20 protein-coding genes are annotated in these 20,479 nt (G+C 69.9%); 15 read left to right on the forward strand and 5 right to left on the reverse strand.

All coding sequences use genetic code 11. From position 1 onward, the window contains the following. Positions 1–29: 29 nt before the first annotated feature. Genes nth through marP form a run of 4 tightly spaced genes read left to right on the forward strand, consistent with a single transcriptional unit; the run spans position 30 to position 3,410 of the window. Positions 30–710 carry an endonuclease III gene (nth, locus tag MTAB308_RS18215; RefSeq protein ID WP_077101025.1) on the forward strand — a complete coding sequence of 227 codons (681 nt, stop codon included), beginning with the start codon at positions 30–32 and terminating at the stop codon, positions 708–710. 17 nt (positions 711–727) lie between these two features. Beyond that, entirely contained in the window at positions 728–1,366 is a 639-nt protein-coding gene (locus MTAB308_RS18220; RefSeq protein WP_077101027.1) for a TlpA family protein disulfide reductase, read from the forward strand. Positions 1,367–1,383: 17 nt separating this feature from the next. After that, positions 1,384–2,205 (forward strand): NUDIX hydrolase, encoded by an 822-nt coding sequence (locus MTAB308_RS18225; RefSeq protein ID WP_077104503.1) that lies wholly within the window; start codon positions 1,384–1,386, stop codon positions 2,203–2,205. Between the two features lie 11 nt (positions 2,206–2,216). After that, positions 2,217–3,410: an acid resistance serine protease MarP gene (gene marP, locus MTAB308_RS18230; protein WP_108637447.1), complete on the forward strand. Its 1,194-nt coding sequence runs from the start codon at positions 2,217–2,219 to the stop codon at positions 3,408–3,410. Here the strand turns inward: marP and MTAB308_RS18235 are convergent. Further along, on the reverse strand, positions 3,403–4,380 hold the full coding sequence (locus MTAB308_RS18235; protein ID WP_077101032.1) for an alpha/beta fold hydrolase: 978 nt from the start codon (positions 4,378–4,380) through the stop codon (positions 3,403–3,405). The genes marP and MTAB308_RS18235 overlap by 8 nt on opposite strands. Next, the gene (locus MTAB308_RS18240; RefSeq protein WP_077101034.1) at positions 4,381–4,911 is read right to left on the reverse strand and encodes a phage holin family protein; all 531 of its coding nucleotides are present in this window, start codon (positions 4,909–4,911) and stop codon (positions 4,381–4,383) included. 259 nt (positions 4,912–5,170) lie between these two features. Between MTAB308_RS18240 and MTAB308_RS18245 the strand changes: the two genes are divergently transcribed. Further along, on the forward strand, positions 5,171–5,866 hold the full coding sequence (locus MTAB308_RS18245; protein ID WP_108637350.1) for a S1 family peptidase: 696 nt from the start codon (positions 5,171–5,173) through the stop codon (positions 5,864–5,866). Positions 5,867–5,872: 6 nt separating this feature from the next. Here the strand turns inward: MTAB308_RS18245 and acs are convergent, their stop codons facing one another. Next, entirely contained in the window at positions 5,873–7,822 is a 1,950-nt protein-coding gene (gene acs, locus MTAB308_RS18250; protein WP_077101038.1) for an acetate--CoA ligase, read from the reverse strand. A 216-nt stretch (positions 7,823–8,038) separates the two neighbouring features. Between acs and MTAB308_RS18255 the strand changes: the two genes are divergently transcribed. Beyond that, positions 8,039–8,533 (forward strand): DUF4232 domain-containing protein, encoded by a 495-nt coding sequence (locus MTAB308_RS18255; RefSeq protein WP_245831442.1) that lies wholly within the window; start codon positions 8,039–8,041, stop codon positions 8,531–8,533. A gap of 5 nt (positions 8,534–8,538) precedes the next feature. Here MTAB308_RS18255 and MTAB308_RS18260 read toward each other — a convergent pair whose 3' ends face one another. Continuing rightward, positions 8,539–9,201: a hypothetical protein gene (locus MTAB308_RS18260; RefSeq protein WP_157900966.1), complete on the reverse strand. Its 663-nt coding sequence runs from the start codon at positions 9,199–9,201 to the stop codon at positions 8,539–8,541. A gap of 59 nt (positions 9,202–9,260) precedes the next feature. Between MTAB308_RS18260 and MTAB308_RS18265 the strand changes: the two genes are divergently transcribed. The 5 genes from MTAB308_RS18265 to MTAB308_RS18285 are packed head-to-tail and all read left to right on the forward strand — an operon-like array spanning position 9,261 to position 15,091. Then, entirely contained in the window at positions 9,261–10,880 is a 1,620-nt protein-coding gene (locus MTAB308_RS18265; protein ID WP_077101042.1) for a peptide ABC transporter substrate-binding protein, read from the forward strand. 1 nt (position 10,881) lies between these two features. Further along, positions 10,882–11,808, forward strand: a complete 927-nt coding sequence (locus MTAB308_RS18270) for an ABC transporter permease (protein ID WP_077101044.1) — start codon at positions 10,882–10,884, stop codon at positions 11,806–11,808. Further along, positions 11,801–12,676 (forward strand): ABC transporter permease, encoded by an 876-nt coding sequence (locus MTAB308_RS18275; RefSeq protein WP_077101046.1) that lies wholly within the window; start codon positions 11,801–11,803, stop codon positions 12,674–12,676. Before MTAB308_RS18270 ends, MTAB308_RS18275 begins: the two co-directional genes overlap by 8 nt. Continuing rightward, entirely contained in the window at positions 12,673–14,298 is a 1,626-nt protein-coding gene (locus tag MTAB308_RS18280; protein WP_077101048.1) for a dipeptide ABC transporter ATP-binding protein, read from the forward strand. Before MTAB308_RS18275 ends, MTAB308_RS18280 begins: the two co-directional genes overlap by 4 nt. A gap of 34 nt (positions 14,299–14,332) precedes the next feature. Next, the gene (locus MTAB308_RS18285; RefSeq protein WP_077101050.1) at positions 14,333–15,091 is read left to right on the forward strand and encodes an oxidoreductase; all 759 of its coding nucleotides are present in this window, start codon (positions 14,333–14,335) and stop codon (positions 15,089–15,091) included. 431 nt (positions 15,092–15,522) lie between these two features. Here the strand turns inward: MTAB308_RS18285 and MTAB308_RS18295 are convergent, their stop codons facing one another. After that, positions 15,523–16,380 carry an HAD-IB family hydrolase gene (locus MTAB308_RS18295; RefSeq protein ID WP_077101052.1) on the reverse strand — a complete coding sequence of 286 codons (858 nt, stop codon included), beginning with the start codon at positions 16,378–16,380 and terminating at the stop codon, positions 15,523–15,525. A 492-nt stretch (positions 16,381–16,872) separates the two neighbouring features. Between MTAB308_RS18295 and ssd the strand changes: the two genes are divergently transcribed. Genes ssd through MTAB308_RS18320 form a run of 4 tightly spaced genes read left to right on the forward strand, consistent with a single transcriptional unit; the run spans position 16,873 to position 20,475 of the window. Next, a complete protein-coding gene (ssd, locus tag MTAB308_RS18305) occupies positions 16,873–17,922 on the forward strand; it encodes a septum site-determining protein Ssd (protein ID WP_077104507.1) in 1,050 nt (349 codons plus the stop codon). Continuing rightward, on the forward strand, positions 17,919–19,082 hold the full coding sequence (locus MTAB308_RS18310; protein WP_077101056.1) for a TadA family conjugal transfer-associated ATPase: 1,164 nt from the start codon (positions 17,919–17,921) through the stop codon (positions 19,080–19,082). The genes ssd and MTAB308_RS18310 overlap by 4 nt, the downstream gene beginning before the upstream one ends. After that, positions 19,079–19,876: a type II secretion system F family protein gene (locus tag MTAB308_RS18315; RefSeq protein WP_077101058.1), complete on the forward strand. Its 798-nt coding sequence runs from the start codon at positions 19,079–19,081 to the stop codon at positions 19,874–19,876. Before MTAB308_RS18310 ends, MTAB308_RS18315 begins: the two co-directional genes overlap by 4 nt. Next, positions 19,873–20,475 (forward strand): type II secretion system F family protein, encoded by a 603-nt coding sequence (locus MTAB308_RS18320; protein WP_077101060.1) that lies wholly within the window; start codon positions 19,873–19,875, stop codon positions 20,473–20,475. The genes MTAB308_RS18315 and MTAB308_RS18320 overlap by 4 nt, the downstream gene beginning before the upstream one ends. Positions 20,476–20,479: the final 4 nt, after the last annotated feature.

Consider the following 20,479-nt stretch of genomic DNA (forward strand, 5'->3'; position numbering starts at 1 on the left):
GGGTTGGCCTGGTCCGCCGGGCGCGGCGGATGAATCGCGCACTGGCGCAAGCGTTTCCCGACGCGCACTGCGAATTGGATTTCACGACGCCGCTGGAGCTGACGGTGGCCACCATCTTGTCGGCGCAGAGCACCGACAAGCGGGTCAACCTGACGACGCCCGCGCTGTTCAAGCGGTACCGCTCGGCGCTGGATTATGCGCAAGCCGACCGCGGCGAGCTGGAGAATCTCATCCGCCCCACCGGGTTTTTCCGCAATAAGGCGGCCTCTCTCATGGGCCTGGGGCAGGCCCTGGTCGAACGGTTCGACGGCGAGGTGCCGTCGACCATGGCCGACCTGGTCACCCTGCCCGGCGTGGGGCGCAAGACCGCCAACGTCATCCTCGGCAACGCCTTCGGCATCCCGGGAATCACCGTCGACACCCATTTCTCGCGACTGGTGCAGCGGTGGCGCTGGACGGCCGAGAAGGACCCGGTGAAGATCGAGCACGCGGTCGGGGCACTGATCGAACGCCGGGAGTGGACCATGTTGAGCCACCGGGTGATCTTCCACGGCCGCCGGGTGTGCCACGCCCGCAAACCCGCATGCGGCGCCTGCATCCTGGCCAAGGACTGCCCCTCGTTCGGTCTGGGGCCGACGGAACCGCTGCTCGCCGCGCCGCTGGTCCAGGGGCCGGAAACCGAGCACCTGCTGGCCCTGGTGGGGCTCTAATACCGGGGCCGGAGACCTTGACCCGGACGACCCGCTGGACCATCGCGATCCTGGCGGTGGTGGCGGCGTTGGTGGTGGCCCTGGTGGCCCAGTTGCACGACGGGTCCGCGCCGACCGCGCCGAACCAATCGCGGGCCCCCCGGGAACACCGCGACGCCGACACCCCCGCCGCGCTGGCGGGTCCCCGGCAGCGCGCGAACCTGCCGCCGTGTCCGGCCGACGGCCCCGGCCCCGGCCCCGAGGCGCTGCGCGGCATCACCGTGGACTGCGCCGCCGACGGCTCGGCCGTCGACGTCGCCCGCGCGTTGGCCGGACGCCGAGTGGTGCTCAACCTGTGGGCCTATTGGTGCGGGCCATGCGCCGCCGAGCTTCCGGCGATGGCCGAGTACCAACGGCGGGTCGGGGCGAACGTGATGGTGGTGACGGTGCACCAGGACGAAAACGAGACGGCCGCATTACTGCGGTTGGCGGAGTTGGGCGTTCGCCTCCCGACCCTGCAGGACGGTCGTCGTCGGGTCGCGGCTGCGCTGCGTGTGGTAAATGTGATGCCTGCGACGGTCGTCCTCCGGCCGGACGGTAGCGTTGCCCAAGTGCTGCCGCGGCCTTTTGCCAACGCCGACGAGATCGCGGCTGCCGTCGGAAACGACGCGAGTTGAGGCCGAGGGAGGTGCCGGTGAGCGCTGGGGGTACGCCCCCGCCTAACGGGGACCCAACCCACGGGCGGGCACCGGTTCCGCTCAGGCCCGACGTGTCACCGTCCTGGCTGCGCCCGCTGGTCGACAACGTGGGTCAGATTCCCGAGGCGTACCGGCATCGGCTGCCGGCCGGCGTGCTGGCGATGGTGACCGCGGCCAAGGCCGCATCGTCGATGGCGTCATTGGTCGGCGACGACCGCGAGGCCGCCGTTCTGGTGTTGTTCTCGGGCCCCGAGTCCGGGCCGCCCGGCGGCGGCCTGCCCGACGACGCCGATCTGCTGCTGACCGTGCGGGCCTCGACGCTGCGCCACCACGCCGGCCAGGCGGCCTTTCCCGGCGGCGCTTCCGATCCCACCGACGAAGGTCCGATCGCCACCGCCCTGCGCGAAGCGCGCGAGGAAACCGGGATCGACGTGAGCCGGCTGCATCCGCTGGCCACCATGGAGCGCACGTTCATCGCCCCGTCGCGGTTCCACGTCGTCCCGGTGCTCGCCTATTCGCCCGATCCGGGGCCGGTGGCCGTCGTCGACGAGACCGAAACGGCCATCGTATCGCGAGTTCCGTTGCGCGCCTTCATAAATCCGGACAACCGGCTGATGGTGTACCGCGGCAACCTCGGCCGCCGATGGGCCGGGCCGGCGTTTCTGTTGAACCAGATGTTGGTGTGGGGTTTCACCGGCCAGGTGATCTCCGCGATGCTCGACGTCGCCGGCTGGGCTCAGCCCTGGGACACGACCGACATCCGCGAGTTGGACGAGGCGATGGTGCTGGTCGGCAACGAGGGCGGGTCCCGCCGATGAACATGAACTCGATGACCCCGTCGCAGTGGCTGGACATCGCCGTCCTGTCGGTCGCGTTCATCGCGGCCATCTCGGGCTGGCGTTCGGGGGCGCTGGGCTCCCTGCTGTCGTTCGTCGGTGTGCTGCTGGGCGCCATCGCGGGCGTGCTGCTGGCGCCCCACATCGTCAGCCACATCGCCGCGCCCCGCGCGAAACTCTTCACCGCGCTGTTTTTGATCCTCGCGCTGGTCGTCGTCGGTGAGGTCGCCGGCGTGGTGCTGGGCCGTGCCGTGCGGGGCGCAATCCGCAGCCGCACAATACGATTGGTCGACTCCGTCATCGGGGTGGGCGTGCAGCTCGTCGTGGTGCTGACCGCGGCGTGGCTGTTGGCGACGCCGCTGACCCAGTCCAAGGACCAGCCCGAGCTGGCCTCCGCGGTCAAGGGCTCCCGGGTCCTCGCCCAGGTCAACGAGGTGGCGCCACCCTGGCTGAAGACGGTGCCCAAGCGGCTCTCGGCGCTGCTGAACACCTCCGGGCTGCCCGCGGTGCTCGAGCCGTTCAGCCGCACCCCGGTGATTCCGGTCGCCTCACCGGATCCCGCCCTGGCCAACAACCCGGTGGTGACCAGCACCGCACCCAGCGTCGTCAAGGTGCGCAGCCTGGCGCCGAGCTGCCAAAAAGTGTTGGAGGGCAGCGGATTCGTGATAGCCCCCGACCGGGTGATGACCAATGCGCACGTGGTGGCGGGGTCCAACAGCGTCCAGATCTACGCCAGCGGCAACCCCCTCGACGCCACCGTGGTGTCCTATGACCCGTCGGTCGACATCGCGATCCTGGCGGTCCCCAACCTGCCGCCCCAGCCGTTGGCCTTCGCCCAGGGCGAGGCGAAGAGCGGGGAAAGCGTTGTGGTGCTCGGTTATCCGGGCGGCGGCAACTTCACCGCGACCCCGGCCCGGATTCGCGAGGCCATCAGGCTCAGCGGCCCCGACATCTACCGGGATCCGGCGCCGGTCGCCCGCGACGTGTACACCATCAGAGCCAGTGTGGAGCAGGGCAATTCGGGTGGACCGCTGATCGATCTCAACGGTCACGTGCTCGGGGTCGTGTTCGGCGCCGCCGTCGACGACCCCGACACGGGGTTCGTGTTGACGGCCGACGAGGTGGCCTCTCAGCTTTCCAAGATCGGTGCCACCCAGCAGGTGGGCACCGGCTCGTGCGTCAGCTGATCCGGGTTCCGTGCACCTGCTCGAAAAACTTCATCAGGTGCCGGTTGGTTTCCTCGGGCGCCTCCTCGTGGCTGAAATGCCCTGCGCCGGTAATGGATAGATAGCGGCCCTGGGGCGCGTAGCGCTGGGTGTGATCGACCGGGTCGGCCAGCACGTAGGGGTCGGCGTCACCGCGCAGGTGCAACAACGGCATGCCGAGCTGTTGGCTCATCGACCGCATGAATCGCCGGCCTTCGCCGCGCAGCTGGCTGCGTACCGCCCACCGCTGATACTCCAGCGCGCAGTGCGCCGCGCCGGGAATCTGGATCGCCGTCCGCAGGTAGCGGATGGATTGCGAAAAGTCCTCGGAAGCAACCCATTTGGCGCAGCTGCGGCTTCTGACCAGGCGCTCGATCTCCGCCGCGTTGTCCCGGGTCAGCACGCGTTCCGGCCACAGCGGCACCTGGTAGGCCAGCAACGTCGGCAGCAGCGCGTAACCCTGGTCGCGGCGCATCAGCGTGGATCGCCGCAGCGCCGCCGGGTGCGGCGAGCTGATCAGCGCGATGGCGCGCACCAGCCGCGAATGCAGCAGCGCGGTCGCCCAGCAGGCCAGGCCGCCGTCCGCGTGGCCGACCAGGGTCGCCGACGAGTGTCCGAGCGCGCGGATGAGCCCGGCCGTGTCGCCGGCGAGCGTCCAGCCGTCGTAACCGCGGGGCGGCTTGTCGCTGCCCCCGTAGCCCCGTAGGTCGACCGCGACCACGCGCGCCCCGGTCAGCCCGCGCAGCTGATGGCGCCAGGACCACCAGAACGATCCGAAACCGTGCAGCAGCATCACCAGCGGCCGCGCCGTGGCCGGTTCCATGGGCGGAACCGCCGGATCCTGTCCGTCCGGCAGGGCTTCGACGACGTGGAATCGGATGCCGTTGGCGTGCACGTCCAGGTGGCGCCACGGCCCGTCGATGCGGGTGACCGACGGATCTGGTGACGGCATCTACCAACCCGAGGGATCCGTGGGTTTTTCGTGCCGGCCGCCGGGGGATTCGGGAAGCTGCTTGGCCTCGGTGGCCGCCTTGTCGTGGCCGGGCGTGAGCGCCGTGCGGGTCTCCTTGACCGATTCGATCGTGTCCCGCGGCCCCCGGATGCGCCGGACCTTCAGGTAGCCCAGCAGCCCCAGCAGCGCCCCGACCACCACCATGATTCCGAACACGATCAGGTAAGCCACCCAGCGCCACAGCCAGGTATCGAGGAGTTCGGCGACGAAAAAGAAGAAAAAGAACGTGGAGTAGAACAGCACCACCAGCGCGGCGATGAAATAGACGCTGCCGGTCAGGCCCTTCTTGACGTCCCGGGTGATCTCCGAGCGCGCCAGTTCGACCTCGGCGCGCACCAGCGTGGAGACCTGGGCCGAGGCGTCTTTGATCAGGTCACCGATCGACGGCTCGGCGGCTCTGGCGTGCGGGTCGGCCAACGGAATCGTGGTCAGGGTGCTGGGCACACCGTTGTTGCGATCGTCTTTGCTCACAGACCCGTCCTCTCGGTTCTCTCGTCGCGGTTTATGTTGCCATGTGGTGCCGGGCCAGACGAGGGCAGCTGAAGGCCACGGGTGGGGCTTGCCGACAGCGAATCCGGCGCCGGGGCGGTAAAGTGGGCGATCCCCTTGAGCGGGAAAGGAATAAGGGAAGCGGCGTCGCTACCGCATCGACCCCGGCGAACCGCATACCTTGGCCGACTAGACTGACCGGGCCACTGGGGATGCCCCACCGCTCGATGGGAGTGTTGCGTTGCAGACGGTTCACCGTTGCTACAGGGCGGCGATGGTGGCCGTGCTGGTGTCATTCCTGGCGATGCCCGCCCCCGCGGGAGCCGATGACAGGGTCCCGATGGGCGGTGGGGCCGGCATCGTCATCAACGGGGACACGATGTGCACCCTGACCACGATCGGCACCGATGCGGCCGGTGACATGATCGGCTTCACCTCTGCGCACTGCGGCGGTCCGGGCGCGCAGGTCGCCGCCGAGGCCGCGCAGAACAGGGGCCCGCTGGGCGTCATGGTCGCGGGTAACGACGTCCTTGACTACGCGGTGATCAAATTCGATCCGGCCAAGGTGGCGCCGGTGGCCAACTACAACGGGTTCGTGATCAGCGGCATCGGTCCAGATCCGGCCTTCGGCCAGATCGCCTGCAAGCAGGGCCGGACCACCGGCAACTCGTGCGGTGTCACCTGGGGGCCGGGCCAGGACCCGGGCACCATCGTCATGCAGGTGTGTGGCCAGCCGGGTGACTCCGGCGCGCCGGTAACCGTCAACAACCTGCTGGTCGGAATGATCCATGGGGCGTTCAGCGACAACCTGCCGACGTGCATCATCAAATACATCCCGCTGCACACCCCGGCGGTTGTGATGTCGATCAACGCCGACCTCGCCGACATCAACGCCAAGCACCGGCCCGGCGCGGGATTCGTGCCGCTGCCGGCCTGACGGGCCCTACTTCCCGGACTTGATCGCGTCGAACACGCCGGGATCCAGCAGCGTCGACGTGTCACCCAACTCCCGGTTCTCGGCGACGTCGCGCAACAGCCTGCGCATGATCTTGCCGCTGCGGGTCTTGGGTAGTTCCGGCACGACGTGGACCTCGCGCGGCTTGGCGATGGGCGAGATCTCCCGCGCCACCTCCACGCGCAGCTCGTCGACGATCCCGTCGTGCACCTCGAAGTCGGCGCACAGCACGACGAACGCGCAGATCGCCTGGCCGGTGGTTTCGTCCGTCATGCCGACCACGGCCGCCTCGGCCACCGCGACGTGGCCGACCAGCGCGGATTCCACCTCGGCGGTCGAGAGGCGATGCCCCGACACATTCATGACGTCGTCGATGCGACCGACCACCCAGATGGCGCCGTCGGAGTCGTAATAGGCGCTGTCGCCGGCGAAATACCAGCCCTGCTCGGCGAACCGGGACCAGTAGGTCTCGACGTAGCGGTCCGGATCGCCCCAGATGCCGCGCAGCATCGACGGCCACGGCTGGTCCAGGACCAGATATCCGCTGGCGTGCTCGCCCTTCGCGTCGGCCGGCGGGATCTCATCGCCGTGGTCGTCGACGATCTTGGCCGAGATGCCCGGCAGCGGCCGCATCGCCGAACCCGGTTTGGCCGCCGCCACCCCGGGCAGCGGGGTGATCATGGCCGAACCCGTTTCGGTCTGCCACCACGTGTCGACGATCGGGAGGCGCTCGGCGCCGATCACCTTGCGGTACCAGCGCCACGCCTCCGGGTTGATCGGCTCACCGACCGACCCGAGCAACCGCAGGCTGGACAGGTCGTGCGCGTCGGGGATCTCGCGTCCCCACTTCATGAACGTGCGAATGAGCGTGGGCGCGGTGTAATAGATTGTCACGCCGTACTTTTCGATGATCTCGAAATGCCGGTGCTGGGTGGGGGAATCGGGTGTGCCCTCGTAGAGGACCTCGGTGACGCCGTTGGACAGCGGACCGTAGACACCATAGGTGTGTCCGGTGACCCAGCCGATGTCGGCGGTGCACCAGAAGACGTCGGTTTCGGGCTTGATATCGAAGACGTAGTAGTGCGTGTAGGAGCACTGAACCAGGTAGCCGCCGCTGGTGTGGACGATGCCCTTCGGCTTGCCGGTGGTGCCGGAGGTGTACAGCAGGAACAACGGCTGCTCGGCGTCGAACGGCTGCGGCGTGTGTTCGGGCGACGCTGTGTCGACGACGTCATGCCACCACAGGTCGCGATCTTCGTTGAAGGACACGTCAATTCCGGTGCGCCGCACCACCAGAACGCGCTCGACCGGACTGTCGGATTCGGCGACGGCCTCGTCGGCCGCGTCCTTCAGCGGCGCCGGCTTGCCACGGCGGAACTGGCCGTCGCTGGTGATGAGCAGCTTGGCCTGGGCGTCGGCGATGCGGGCGCGCAGCGCCTTGGCGGTGAACCCGGCAAACACGACGCTGTGCATGAGGCCCAGGCGCGCGCAGGCCAGCATCGCTATCACGGCCTCGGGGATCAACGGCATGTAGATCGCCACGCGGTCGCCCGCGACCAGACCGAGGTCGGTCAGCGCGTTGGCCGCCTTGCACACCTCGGCCTGCAGATCGGAATAGGTGAGGCTGCGGCTGTCGCCGGGTTCGCCCTCCCAGTGGATGGCGACCCGATCGCCGCGCCCGGCCTCCACGTGGCGGTCGACGCAGTTGTAGGCGACGTTGAGCTTGCCGTCGGCGAACCACTTGGCGAACGGCGCCTGCGACCAGTCCAGCACCTCGGTGAACGGCGTCGACCAGGTGAGCCGGTTGGCCTGCTTGGCCCAGAACGCCAGGCGGTCCTCCTCGGCTTCGCGGTACAGCTCCTCACCGGCGTTGGCCTGCTCGACGAACTGCGCCGGCGGCGGATACGACGACGGGCCCTCGGTGTGGGTGGCGGTCACTGGTTTCCTCCTAATGTCGAGGCGCGTCAACCGTCAGTGAGCCTAGACCTTCGAGGTGAAAAGCCGCTCGCCGATCCTGGGTCAAATGCGCCCCCCTGGCGGATAATCACCGGTGTGCCGGGACCGCACGGGCGACTCCTCCGCCGCCGACTCCTTGGCGAACCGCCACGCCCGGCGAGGCCGCGCCTGCGATCGCCAAGAGTCACCAGCTTGGCCGTGGCCGCAACGGGTTACGCGGCCACCACCCTGCTGGGGTCACCCGCGTGGGCCGAACCGGCCGACGTCGTCGACCAGCCGGCGCCATGCTGGTCGGACCAGGTCGCCGTCAGCGCGTCCCCGACGCAGGGCGCCGCGGGCCACCGCGGGCTGTCGCTGATGTTCACCCTCGCCGGCGGCGCGGACCCCTGCACGCTCACCGGATACCCGGGGGTCGACTCGGGCGCCGGGGGCCCGCCCATCCATGCTCAGCCCACGCCGCGCGGCTACATGGGCGGCCTGCCGGCCGGAGTCGAGGCGCCGCCGAGCGTCACCCTGTCGCTATCCACGCAGGAGCACGCGATCGTCGAGGGGTTGGGCTCCGACGCCGACGGCAACGCGTGCCCGACCTACACCGATCTGGCCGTCAGCCCGCCCGACATCATTCAGGTGTTCACCGTGGCCGCCACCATCGACGCGTGCCGACTGGAGGTCCACCCCGTCATCGCGGGCTGATGGTGTCAGGAACCGGTCGGTGCCAGGCAGTAGACGCGCGGCGGAGCGGGGTAAGCGATGGATCTGTCCTCTGGCCGGCATCGCGTTGTGTCCGTGCTGCCGTCGATGCGCTGCACGACTTTGGCCTGCATGGGCTGAGGTTTGCCGCAGTCGCCCAGTGTCATCGTCAAGGTCTCGGCGCCGTTGGCCAGCTGGTAGCACCGGCCCTGCTTGAGGTTGAGCGCAAAGCACATGATCGTGTAGTTATCGGTGTACCGGTTGTAAATGGAGCGATCCCGTTTGCCGTCCGGACAGGTCGCCGAGGGAGCGCCCCTGAAGGCCAGTTCATAGGTATTCACCGGGTTGGCGCAGGAGTTTCCCGGGTATGAACCGAAACGCGTTGCGAGAAAGGTATTTTGGTCGACGCACTGACCGACCCGCATGGACTTGTCGGTGTCGAACGGGCTCAGGTAGTACGCCTTCACGAGACTTCCGGCGATTCCCAGCCCACCCAAGTTCAGCATGACGACACCGACGATGATCAGCGGTGTGGCCGACACTACCCTCCGGCGCCGCCGAGCCCGACTGCGCGCGCGCAGTCCGGTGATCAGACAGACCAATCCAACAGCGCCAACGCCGAACAGCGCCACCAGATACCCGAACTGAGCAGCGAGTTCGCGCGACGTCACGGCGCCATCCTAGCCGCGGCGACAAGTTGCGGCTCTCGCCATCGCCTAGGGTCGCTGTCATGCGTCCGATGCGGGCCGCGCTGGCCGTCCTTGCCGCCGGGACACTGGCGGTCGGGTCGCTGTCGGGCTGCGGCGGCGGCGCGTTGAGCCCCGACCTCGTACTGGTCAACGGCGGGGAACCGCCCTACCCGCTCGTCCCGACCAGCACCAACGACAGCAACGGCGGGCGGATCATCGACCGGCTCTTCGCCGGCCTGGTGTCCTACGACGCCGCCGGACACCCCGCAAACGAGGTGGCCCAGTCGGTCGAGACCACCGACAACGTCAACTACCGCGTCGTCCTCAAACCCGGCTGGCGGTTCACCGACGGCTCGCCCGTGACGGCCCATTCGTTCGTCGACGCGTGGAACTACGGGGCCCTGAGCTCCAATGCCCAACTGCAGCAGAGCTTTTTCAGCCCGATCGACGGGTTCGACGACGTCGCCGGCGGCGAGACCAAGAGAAGCACCATGTCCGGGTTGCGGGTCGTCAACGATCTCGAGTTCACTGTGCGCCTCAAGGCGCCGACCATCGACTTCGTGTTGCGGTTGGGCCACAGCGCGTTCTATCCGTTGCCCGACGCCGCGTTTCGCGACATGGCCGCGTTCGGCCGCAACCCTTTTGGTGACGGACCGTACCGGCTCGCCGACAGCGCCGACGGTCCGGCGTGGGAGCACAACGTCAAAATCGACTTGCGTCCCAACCCCGATTATCACGGCAACCGCAAACCGCACAACAAGGGCTTGCGGTTCGAGTTCTACGCCAACCTCGACACCGCCTACGCCGACCTGCTCTCGGGCAATCTCGATGTGCTGGACACGATTCCGCCGAGCGCGCTGCCGGTCTACCAGCGCGACCTGGGCGCCGGCAACGTCGCCAGCGGGCCGGTGGCGGTCAAGCACAGCCTGGACACCCCGTTGCGGCTGCCGCACTTCGGCGGCGAGGAAGGCCGCCTGCGCAGGCTGGCGCTGTCGGCCGCAGTCAACCGTGAGCAGATCTGCCAGCGGATCTTCATGGGCACCCGCACCCCGTCGCGCGATTTCACCGCGCGGTCGTTGCCGGGTTTCGAGCCGAACCTGCCGGGCAACGACGTCCTGAATTTCGATCCCGATCGCGCACGGCAACTCTGGGCGCAAGCCAACGCCATCTCGCCGTGGGGCGGCCAATACGCCGTCGCCTACAACGCCGACGCCGGAAACCAGGAATGGGTGGACGCGGTTGCCAACAGCATCAAGAACGTGCTGGGCATTGACGCCGTCGGCGCTCCGCAGCCGACCTTCGCCGGGTTTCGCACCCAGATCACCAACCACACCATCGCGACCGCCTTTCGCGCCGCGTGGCAGGGGGACTACCCGTCCATGATCGAGTTTCTCGCCCCGTTGTTCGCCACGGGCGCGGGCTCCAACGACGTCGGCTACGCCAACCCCGAATTCGACGCGGCGCTGGCGGCCGCCGAGGCCGCGCCCACGATCGAGCGATCGAATGCCCTGGCCAACGCCGCGCAGCGAATCCTGTTCCACGACATGCCCGTTGTCCCGCTGTGGGACAACATCGGTGTGGTGGGCTGGTCGACGGAGGTCAAGAATGTCACGGTCACCTGGAACGGCCTGCCCGACTACGAGAACATCGTGAAGGGCTGAGATGGGCTGGTACATCGCGCGGCGGGTCGCCATCATGGTGCCGGTGTTCCTCGGCGCCACGCTGCTGATCTACGGCATGGTCTTCCTGCTGCCCGGCGATCCGGTCGCGGCGATGGCCGGGGACCGGCCGCTGACCCCAGCGGTAGCCGCGGCGCTGCGCGCCCGCTACCACCTCGACGATCCGTTCATCGTGCAGTACCTGCGTTATCTGGGTGGCATCCTGCACGGCGACCTGGGCCGGTCCTACTCCGGGCTGCCGGTCAGTGCCGTTCTGGCCCATGCCTTTCCGGTCACCATCCGGCTGGCGCTGATCGCCGTGGCGGTGGAAACGGTGTTCGGGATAGGCTTCGGCGTGGTCGCAGGCCTGCGTGAGGGCGGCCTGTTCGATTCCACCGTGCTGATCGCCGGCCTCGTCATCATCGCCATCCCGATTTTCGTCCTGGGCTTCGTCGCGCAATTCGTGTTCGGTGTCCGGCTGGGAATCGCGCCCGTCACCGTGGGGGAAAGGGCGAGCTTCGCGCGGTTGCTGCTGCCCGGGATCGTCCTGGGCGCAGTGTCATTCGCGTACGTGGTCCGGCTCACCCGGTCCGCGGTGGCCGCCAACGCGCACGCCGACTACGTCCGGACCGCGACCGCCAAGGGCCTGTCACGGCGACGAGTGGTGACCGTGCACATCCTGCGGAACTCGCTGATCCCGGTGGTGACGTTCCTCGGCGCCGACCTCGGGTCGCTGATGGGCGGGGCCATCGTGACCGAGGGGATCTTCAACATCCACGGCGTCGGCGGCGTCTTGTATCAGGCGGTCACCCGGCAGGAGGCGCCGACCGTCGTCTCGATAGTCACGGTGCTGGTGGTCGTCTACCTGGTCGCGAACCTCGCGGTGGACCTGCTGTACGCCGCTCTCGATCCCCGGATCCGCTATGGCTGAGCGCCTCACCGTTCGCCACGGCTTCTGGCGCGACACCTGGCGCACGCTGCGCCGGCGTCCGAAGTTCGTCGTCGCCGCCGCGCTGATCGCGCTGGTCGTCGTCGTAGCGTTGTTCCCCGCGCTGTTCACCGGGATCGATCCCAGCTACGCCGACCCGAGCCAGAGCTTGCTTCCGCCGTCGGCCGCGCACTGGTTCGGCACCGATCTGCAGGGTCACGACATCTACGCGCGAACCGTGTACGGGGCGCGGGCCTCGCTGACGGTCGGGCTCGGGGCCACCCTGCTCGTGTTCGTCGTCGGTGGAGCCCTGGGCGCGCTGGCCGGCTTCTACGGGGGCTGGGTCGACGCCTTCGTCTCGCGCATCACGGACGTGTTTTTCGGCCTGCCGCTGCTGCTGGCGGCCATCGTGATCATGGGTGTCATGCACCACCGCCGGGTGTGGACCGTCGTCGCCATCCTCGCGCTGTTCGGCTGGCCGCAGGTGGCCAGGGTGGCCCGCGGCACGGTACTCGAGGTCCGGTCCGGCGATTATGTGGTGGCGGCGAAAGCCCTGGGGCTGACCAACTTCCAGACCCTGATTCGGCATGTGCTGCCCAACGCGGCGGGTCCGGTCTTCGCGGTGTGCACCCTGGCCTTCGGCGTGTTCATCGTCACCGAGGCGTCGCTGTCCTACCTCGGCGTCGGCCTGCCGGCGTCGGTGGTGTCGTGGGGCGGCGATATCAACCTGGCGCAGAGCAGGCTGCGGTCCGGCTCGCCCATCCTGTTCTATCCGGCGGGTGCGCTGGCGATTACGGTGCTCGCGTTCATGATGATGGGCGACGCCCTGCGCGACGCCCTGGACCCCGGCTCGCGGGCGAGCCGCGCATGAGCACCCCCGAGGCGCCGCTGCTGTCGGTCGAGGGCCTGGAGGTCAGGTTCGGCGGCCGTGCGCCCGCAGTCTGCGGCATGGACCTGACCGTGCGCCGCGGCCAGACCGTCGCGGTGGTCGGCGAATCGGGATCGGGAAAGTCCACGACGGCCGCCGCCATCCTCGGGCTGCTGCCGCCCGGCGGGCGAATCTCCGCCGGCCGCATCGTTTTCGACGGGCGCGACATCACCGGCGCCGACCGCCGACTGCTGCGGTCGGTCAGGGGCCGCGGCATCGGCTACGTCCCCCAGGATCCGATGACCAACCTCAACCCGGTCTGGAAAGTCGGGTTTCAGATCCGGGAAGCGTTGCGGGCCAACACCGATACTCGCGACGCGCGACGACGCGCACTCGAGCTGCTCGCCGAGGCGGGCATGCCGGATCCGGTCCAGCAGGCCGCCCGTTATCCCCATCAGCTGTCGGGCGGCATGTGCCAACGCGCGCTGATCGCCATCGGCCTGGCCGGTCGGCCTAAGCTGCTCATCGCCGACGAGCCGACCTCCGCGCTCGACGTCACCGTGCAACGGCAGGTGCTGGACCATCTTCAGGGGCTCACGGCCGATCTCGGCACCGCGCTGCTGCTGATCACCCACGACCTGGCGTTGGCGGCCGAACGGGCCGAGTCGGTGGTCGTCGTCCATCGCGGGCAGGTGGTGGAATCCGGTGCGGCAAAGGCCATTCTGCGACAGCCGCGACACGAATACACCCGGCGATTGGTGGCCGCCGCCCCGTCGCTGACGCCAAGTCCGGTCCGGCCCCGGGCGCGCACCCCGAACGAGCCGTCCGGCGACATCCTCGTCGCCGCCGGGCTGACCAAGGTCTACGGCGAGTCGCGCGGTGCGCCGTGGTGGCCGGGAAAGCGCCGCGCCGCATTCCGCGCCGTCGACGCCGTGTCGTTTCGGCTGCGCCGGGCGAGCACGTTGGCGATCGTGGGCGAGTCGGGGTCGGGAAAATCGACGTTGGCGCGGATGGTGCTGGGTCTGCTGTCACCCACCGCGGGCACCGTGGTCTTCGATGGGACCCCGATCGACGACACCCTGGACCGCGAGCGGGCGTTGGCGTTTCGCCGGCGGGTGCAGCCGGTGCTCCAGAACCCTTACAGCAGTTTGGATCCCAGGTATTCGGTTTTCCGGGCTGTTGAGGAGCCGTTGCGGATCCATCGGCTGGGCGGCCGCAAGGAGCGCGAGCGCGCCGTGCGCGAGCTCGTCGACCACGTGGCGCTGCCGTCGTCGGTGCTGGGACGGCTGCCCCGCGAACTGTCGGGCGGCCAGCGGCAGCGGGTTGCGATCGCGCGGGCACTGGCTCTGCGGCCCGACGTCCTGGTGTGCGACGAGGCCGTCTCGGCGCTCGACGTGCTGGTGCAGGCGCAGATACTGGCCCTGCTGGCCGACCTGCAGGCCGAACTCGGCCTGACGTACCTGTTCATCTCTCACGACCTGGCGGTGATCCGGCAGATCGCCGACGACGTGCTGGTGATGTGCGCCGGCCGGGTGGTGGAACACGCGCCCACCGAGGAGCTGTTCACCCGGCCTACCCACGATTACACGCGCCGGTTGCTGGATTCCATTCCCAGGCCGTCATGAGGCGGTCGGCGTCACCCCGATAGGTTGGCAAGCTGTGACGGCTGACCCGCTGGCCCCGCTGCTGGAACTCCCGGGCGTCGCCGAGGCCAGTGACCGGGCCCGCGACGCGCTGGGTCGCGCCCACCGGCACCCGGCCAACCTGCGGCGCTGGCCCGTGACCGCCGCCGAAGCGGCGCTGCGGGCGGCGCGCGCCTCGTCGGTGCTCGACGGCGGTCCCGTGCGGCTGGACGATCTGGCGGACGCCGCGCAGGTGAGCGAGCCGGTGTTCGGCGGCGCGCTGCGAGTGGCCCAGGAACTCGAGGGCGGGGGAGGGCCCCTGATCGGCATCTGGCAGCGGGCGCCGCTGCAGGCGCTGGCTCGTTTGCACGTGCTCGCGGCGGCTGGCCAAGTCGATGACGATCGGCTGGGCCGCCCGCGGCCCGATGCCGACGTGGGACCGCGGCTGGAGTTGCTCGCGGGGCTGGTGACCGGCCGCACGTCGGCGCCGGCGCCGGTGGTGGCCGCGGTCGCCCACGGAGAGTTGCTGACGCTCAAGCCCTTTGGCAGCGCGGACGGCGTGGTGGCCCGGGCGGTTTCGCGGCTGGTGACGATCGCCAGCGGGCTCGACCCCCACGGATTGGGTGTGCCCGAGGTGAGTTGGATGCGGCAGCCGGCGGACTACCGGGACGCCGCATGCGGCTTCGCCGATGGCACCGCGGAGGGTGTCGGCGCATGGCTGGTGCTGTGTTGCCGGGCGCTGCAGGCCGGGGCGCAGGAGGCTTTGTCGATCGCCGAAGCGCTGCCGAATCGGTAGCCGGCGCGCCTCAAAACCGGCGACGGGGAATTTGTTTCACAAATGTAAAGCGGGCGACGTCCCGAATTATTCGGTCCGCCGCCCGCTAGCACGGAACTCGGTTACCAAGCGTGCATTTCTGGGTTGCGTGGGTTGGCCTCGGCGATCTTGCGACGCTTCCGGCTGCAGCCCAACCCAAAGGGCCGTCGACGCCTTTCACTTTTCGCAATTACGCAGGCCCGCAACACTTCTGCCATTATCGCGGCTATGACTCCGCGTGGGTGCCGGGTTCCGTGCTGGGCGCCAGGTTCGGGAGAACGATCCTTCTCTTCCGGATCGACCTTGGCCTCACCGGGCTTCCGTGGTTCCTTTGTACTACTAGACCCGAACCACATCAAGGCCAAATTGCGAAGCAAAAATATATTGCGCGAATGGCATGTTTGCTGTCACGCCTAAAAGGCGTAGCGGCGCAGCAATGAGTAGGTGACCGCGCCGGCGGCGAGCGCGGTGACGCCTACCGCGGCGGTGGTCGCGATCGCGGCACCCGACGGTGCCGGAAGCCGGTCGCGCAGCGACACCGGGCGGGAAAACATCAACACGGGCCAACCCCGCTCGACCGCCTCTTTGCGCAAACCGCGGTCCGGATTGACCACGCTCGGGTGGCCGACGATCTCGAGCATCGGCAGGTCGGTGATCGAGTCGGAATAGGCGTAGCAGTGCTCGAGCGGGTAGCCCTCGCGGGCGGCCAGCTCGCGGATCGCTTGCACTTTGCCTTCGCCGTAGCAGTAGAACGCGATCTCCCCGGTGTACTTGCCGTCCTCGACGACCATCCGGGTCGCCATCGCGTGCGTGGCGCCGAGCGCCCGGGCGATGGGCGCCACGATTTCCTCGCCGGACGCCGAGACCACGACGACGTCGCGGCCGCACAGTTTGTGGGCGGCGATGAGGTCCGCGGCTTCCGCGAACACCAGCGGGGTGACGATGTCGTGCAGCGTCTCGTTGACGATCGACTTGACCTGTTCCACATCCCAACCGGCGACCATGTTCGTCATGTGAATGCGCATCCGGTCCATCTGGTCATGATCAGCGCCGGAGAGCAGATAGATGAACTGGGCGTAGCTGGACTTGAGCACGGCGCGGCGGTTGAGCAGTCCCTGGTTGAAGAAGGGTTTGCTGAAAGCCAGCGTGCTGGACTTGGCGATGATGGTCTTGTCCAGGTCGAAGAAGGCGGCAGTACGGGCGTGGGGACCGGTAGTTGCAGCTGTTTCCGGTGAGGTTTGCTGCCGCGCGGCCGAGTCGAATACGGTCACCGACCCAGCATAGGTCGGGCGTCCGGCGGCGCCGCGGAGTTAGGCCGAAAACGGCCGCTCATCGCCCCCCACAGAACATACCGTCGGTATTTTTGCGGCTCAACGCACCTTTCGCCGTAACAACTACTTGCGTTAGTGCGGACTGTCATGTGTATAGTAAGCATTACTCGGCCTGAGCCGAGGGTGCATCAGCCCGACCCCCCGGGGCTGATACACGACGACCCTCGCCTCCTCCCCCCCTGGCGGGGGTCGTCCCTTTTCTGGGGTAAGTTTTCCGGCCCGGCCCAGCGTCACCCCGCGGGCTGCAGCGCGTTGCGGGAAACGCGCCCCCACGCTCGCTGGCGGGCTGCGCGGCGACGCCTTTGTACACACTCGCGTCTCTATCCACAAATCCGGCTTTGGGACTGGTGTGCCAAGGTCACGGCCCCGCAGGGTGGGTGGATGACCGGCAGCGCGGGCACAAAAGCGGCGGGGTCCTCGGCCGTGTTGGCGATGGTGTCCGACCCGAAACTGCGCGACGAGACGGACCGGGTGGCCGCGGCGGTCGGCGTACGGGTGGTTCATGGCGGCGCCGCCGCGGTCAGCCGCAAGACGTGGTCGGCCGCCGCGGCGGTGATGCTGGACGAGGCGGCGGCCCGACGATGCGGGCAGGCGCCGCTGCCGCGGCGCGACCACGTCTGCGTCGTGACCCTCGCGCACCCCGCGACGGCGACCTGGGCGGCGGCCGTCGCCGTCGGCGCCCGATGCGTGCTGACGCTGCCCGACCAAGAGCGCGAATTGATCCACGAGCTTGCCGAGGCCGGTGAAGCGGCGCGCGACGACGGGTCGCGCGGCGAGGTCGTCGCCGTGGTCGGGGGTTGCGGCGGGGCCGGTGCCTCGTCGCTCGCGGTCGCCGTGGCGCAGTCCGCCCGCGACGCGCTCCTGGTGGACCTCGACCCATGGGGCGGCGGCATCGATTTGCTGGTGGGCGGCGAGAGCGCACCTGGCCTGCGGTGGCCCGATCTGGCGTTAGAGGGCGGCCGGCTGAACTGGTCGGCGGTGCGTGAGGCGCTGCCGCGGCACCGGGGGATCAGCTTGCTGTCCGGGACCCGCCGCGGGTACGAGCTGGGCGACGCACCGGTGAACGCCGTCGTCGATGCCGCGCGGCGCGGCGGGGTCGCCGTCGTGTGCGACCTTCCGCGCCGTCTCACCGATGCGACGCAGGCCGCGTTGGACGCCGCCGACCTCGTCGTGGTGGTCAGCCGCTGCGACGTGCGGGCGTGCGCGGCGACCGCGGCCATGGTCCCCGTGCTCTCCGCGGCCAATCCCAATCTCGGGCTCGTCGTGCGTGGGCCGTCGCCCGGGGGACTGCGGGCCACCGAGGTCGCCGACATCGCTGGGGTGCCGCTTCTCGCGTCCATCAGGGCCCAGCCGCAACTCGCCCGGCAGTCGGAACACGGCGGCCTGCGGCTGGGGCGGCGCAGTCCCCTCGCCGCGGCGGCCCGGCGGGTGCTGGCCGTGCTGCCGTCGGCCGGGTCGGCGCGGAACGGCCGGGCGGCGTGAGCGGCTCACTGATCGAACGGGTGCGCGAGAGGCTGGCATCCGAAGCCGCCCCGCTGCGTCCCGGCGTGGTGGCCGCCGCGATTCGCGCCGAGTCCGGCGGGATGCTCGGCGATACCGAGGTCCTCGCGAACCTTCGGGTGCTGGAAACCGAGCTCACCGGCGCCGGCATCCTGGAACCGTTGTTGTGCGCGGACGGCACCACCGACGTCTTGGTCACCGCCCCCGACGCGGTGTGGGTCGACGACGGATACGGACTGCGGCGCAGCAACATTCGATTCCCCGACGAGGCTGCGGTGCGCCGGTTGGCGCAGCGGCTGGCGTTGGCTGCCGGTCGCCGTCTCGATGACGCGCAGCCCTGGGTCGACGGCCAGCTGACCGGCATCGGTTCCGGGGGCTTCGCGGTGCGGCTGCACGCGGTGCTGCCGCCGATCGCGGCCGGCGGCACCTGCCTGTCGCTGCGGGTGTTGCGCCCGGCTACCCAGGGCTTGGCGGCCCTCACCGCCGCCGGCGCAATCGACCCGGTGGCCGGCGCACTGGTCGCCGACATCATCGCCGCACGGTTGGCCTTCCTCGTGTGCGGCGGCACCGGGGCGGGCAAGACCACCTTGCTGGCGGCGATGCTCGGCGCCGTCGCACCCACCGAACGGATCGTGTGCGTCGAGGATGCCGCCGAACTGGCGCCCCGGCACCCGCACCTGGTCAAGCTGGTCGCGCGGTGCGCCAACGTCGAAGGCGTCGGGGAGGTTCCGCTGCGCGAACTCGTCCGGCAGGCGTTGCGGATGCGGCCCGACCGCATCGTGGTCGGCGAGGTCAGGGGCGCCGAGGTGGTCGATCTGCTGGCGGCGCTGAACACCGGCCACGACGGCGGCGCGGGCACCGTGCACGCCAACTGTCCGGCCGAGGTTCCGGCCCGACTGGAGGCGCTCGGCGCCCTCGGCGGTCTAGGCCGGGCGGCGCTGCACAGCCAGCTCGCCGCGGCGGTTCAGGCGCTGCTGCATGTCGCGCGGGACGGCGCGGGCCGGCGCCGGCTCGCCGAGATAGCCGTGCTGCGCCGCGTCGACGGGCAGGTCCGCGCGGTCACCGTGTGGCGCGCGGGCCGCGGCCTGACCGACGACGCGGGCGATCTTCATCGCCTGCTGCGAAGCCGGGCCACGGCATGAACGCCCTCACAATCTCCGCCCTGCTGTTATCCCTTGCGCTGCTGGCCCTTCCGCCGCCGGCGCGGCACCGGCTGGCGGGCCCGGCGCGGGTGCGCCGACCGCGCGCCGGCAGCCGTGGGCTGCTCTACGTCGCCGCGTGCGCCTTGGTGACCGTCGCCGTCTTGCTGCCGGCGACGGCGGTGCTCGCGATCGTGATCGTGGGCGCGACCGCGAGCCTGCGCCACCGCCGGCGCCGCCGCGCCCGGCGCGCCGCGGCAGAGGGCGCGAATCTGGAAGCGGCCCTCGATGTGCTGGTCGGCGAGTTGCGCGTGGGTTCCCATCCGGTGCGCGCGTTCCACGTCGCCGCCGGGGAAAGCGTTGGGGCGGTTGCGGCGTCGTTGCGCGCGGTCGGGGCGCGGGCCAGGTTGGGTGCCGACGTCACGGCGGGCCTGCGCGCCGCGGGGCGCTCGTCGGCCTTGCCCGCGCAGTGGGATCGACTGGCGGTGTGCTGGCAACTGGCCAGCGACCAGGGGCTGGCGATAGCCACGCTGATGCGTGCCGCACAGCGCGATATCGCCGAGCAGCAACGCTTTTCGGGGCGCGTCACGTCGAGCATGGCCGGGGCGCGCGCCACCGCCACGATACTGGCCGGCCTGCCCCTGCTCGGCGTTTTGCTGGGGCAGCTGATCGGCGCTCGGCCGCTCAGCTTTTTGCTGGGCGGGCACGCCGGCGGCGGGCTGCTGGTCGCCGGGACGACGCTGGCCTGCGGCGGGCTGCTGTGGTCGGACCGCATCACCGATCGGCTCGGGGCATGAATACGGCGGCGGCGCTGCTGGCCGCCGCCCTGTGGGTCGGCCCCGGCCCGTCGGCGGTGCGGTCGCGCGCGGGCCTACCGCTTCGCGCCCACCGCGGACGGGAGGCGGCCGCGGGGAGGCCGCGCCGCGGTGAGGGCCCCCTCGCGGTCGCCGCCACCCTCGATGTGTTCGCCGTGTGCCTGCAGGCCGGCATGGCGGTATCGACGGCCGCGGCGGCGACCGCACCGTCCGCACCGCCGCAGCTGGCCGCGGTGCTGCGCCGCGCCGCCGACCTGCTGGCGCTGGGCGCGGATCCCGCTGTGGCATGGTCGATTCCGCCGGACCACTCGGCAGGCGCGCCCGGCGTTCACATCGATGCGCTGCTGCGCCTGGCGCGGCGGTCCGCGTCCTCCGGCTCGGCCCTGGCGCGCGGCGTCGCCGAGCTGGCCGACCAATCCCGCCAGGACGCCGCGCATGCCGCCACGGCGGCCGCCGAACGAGCCGGGGTCCTGATCGCCGGGCCGCTCGGTCTCTGCTTTCTTCCGGCGTTCGTGTGCCTGGGCATCGTTCCGGTGGTGGCGGGGCTGGCCGGTGATGTCTTGCAATCGGGCCTGCTGTGAAACG

It is taken from the genome of Mycobacterium terramassiliense (assembly GCF_900157385.1).
Lineage (GTDB): Bacteria > Actinomycetota > Actinomycetes > Mycobacteriales > Mycobacteriaceae > Mycobacterium > Mycobacterium terramassiliense.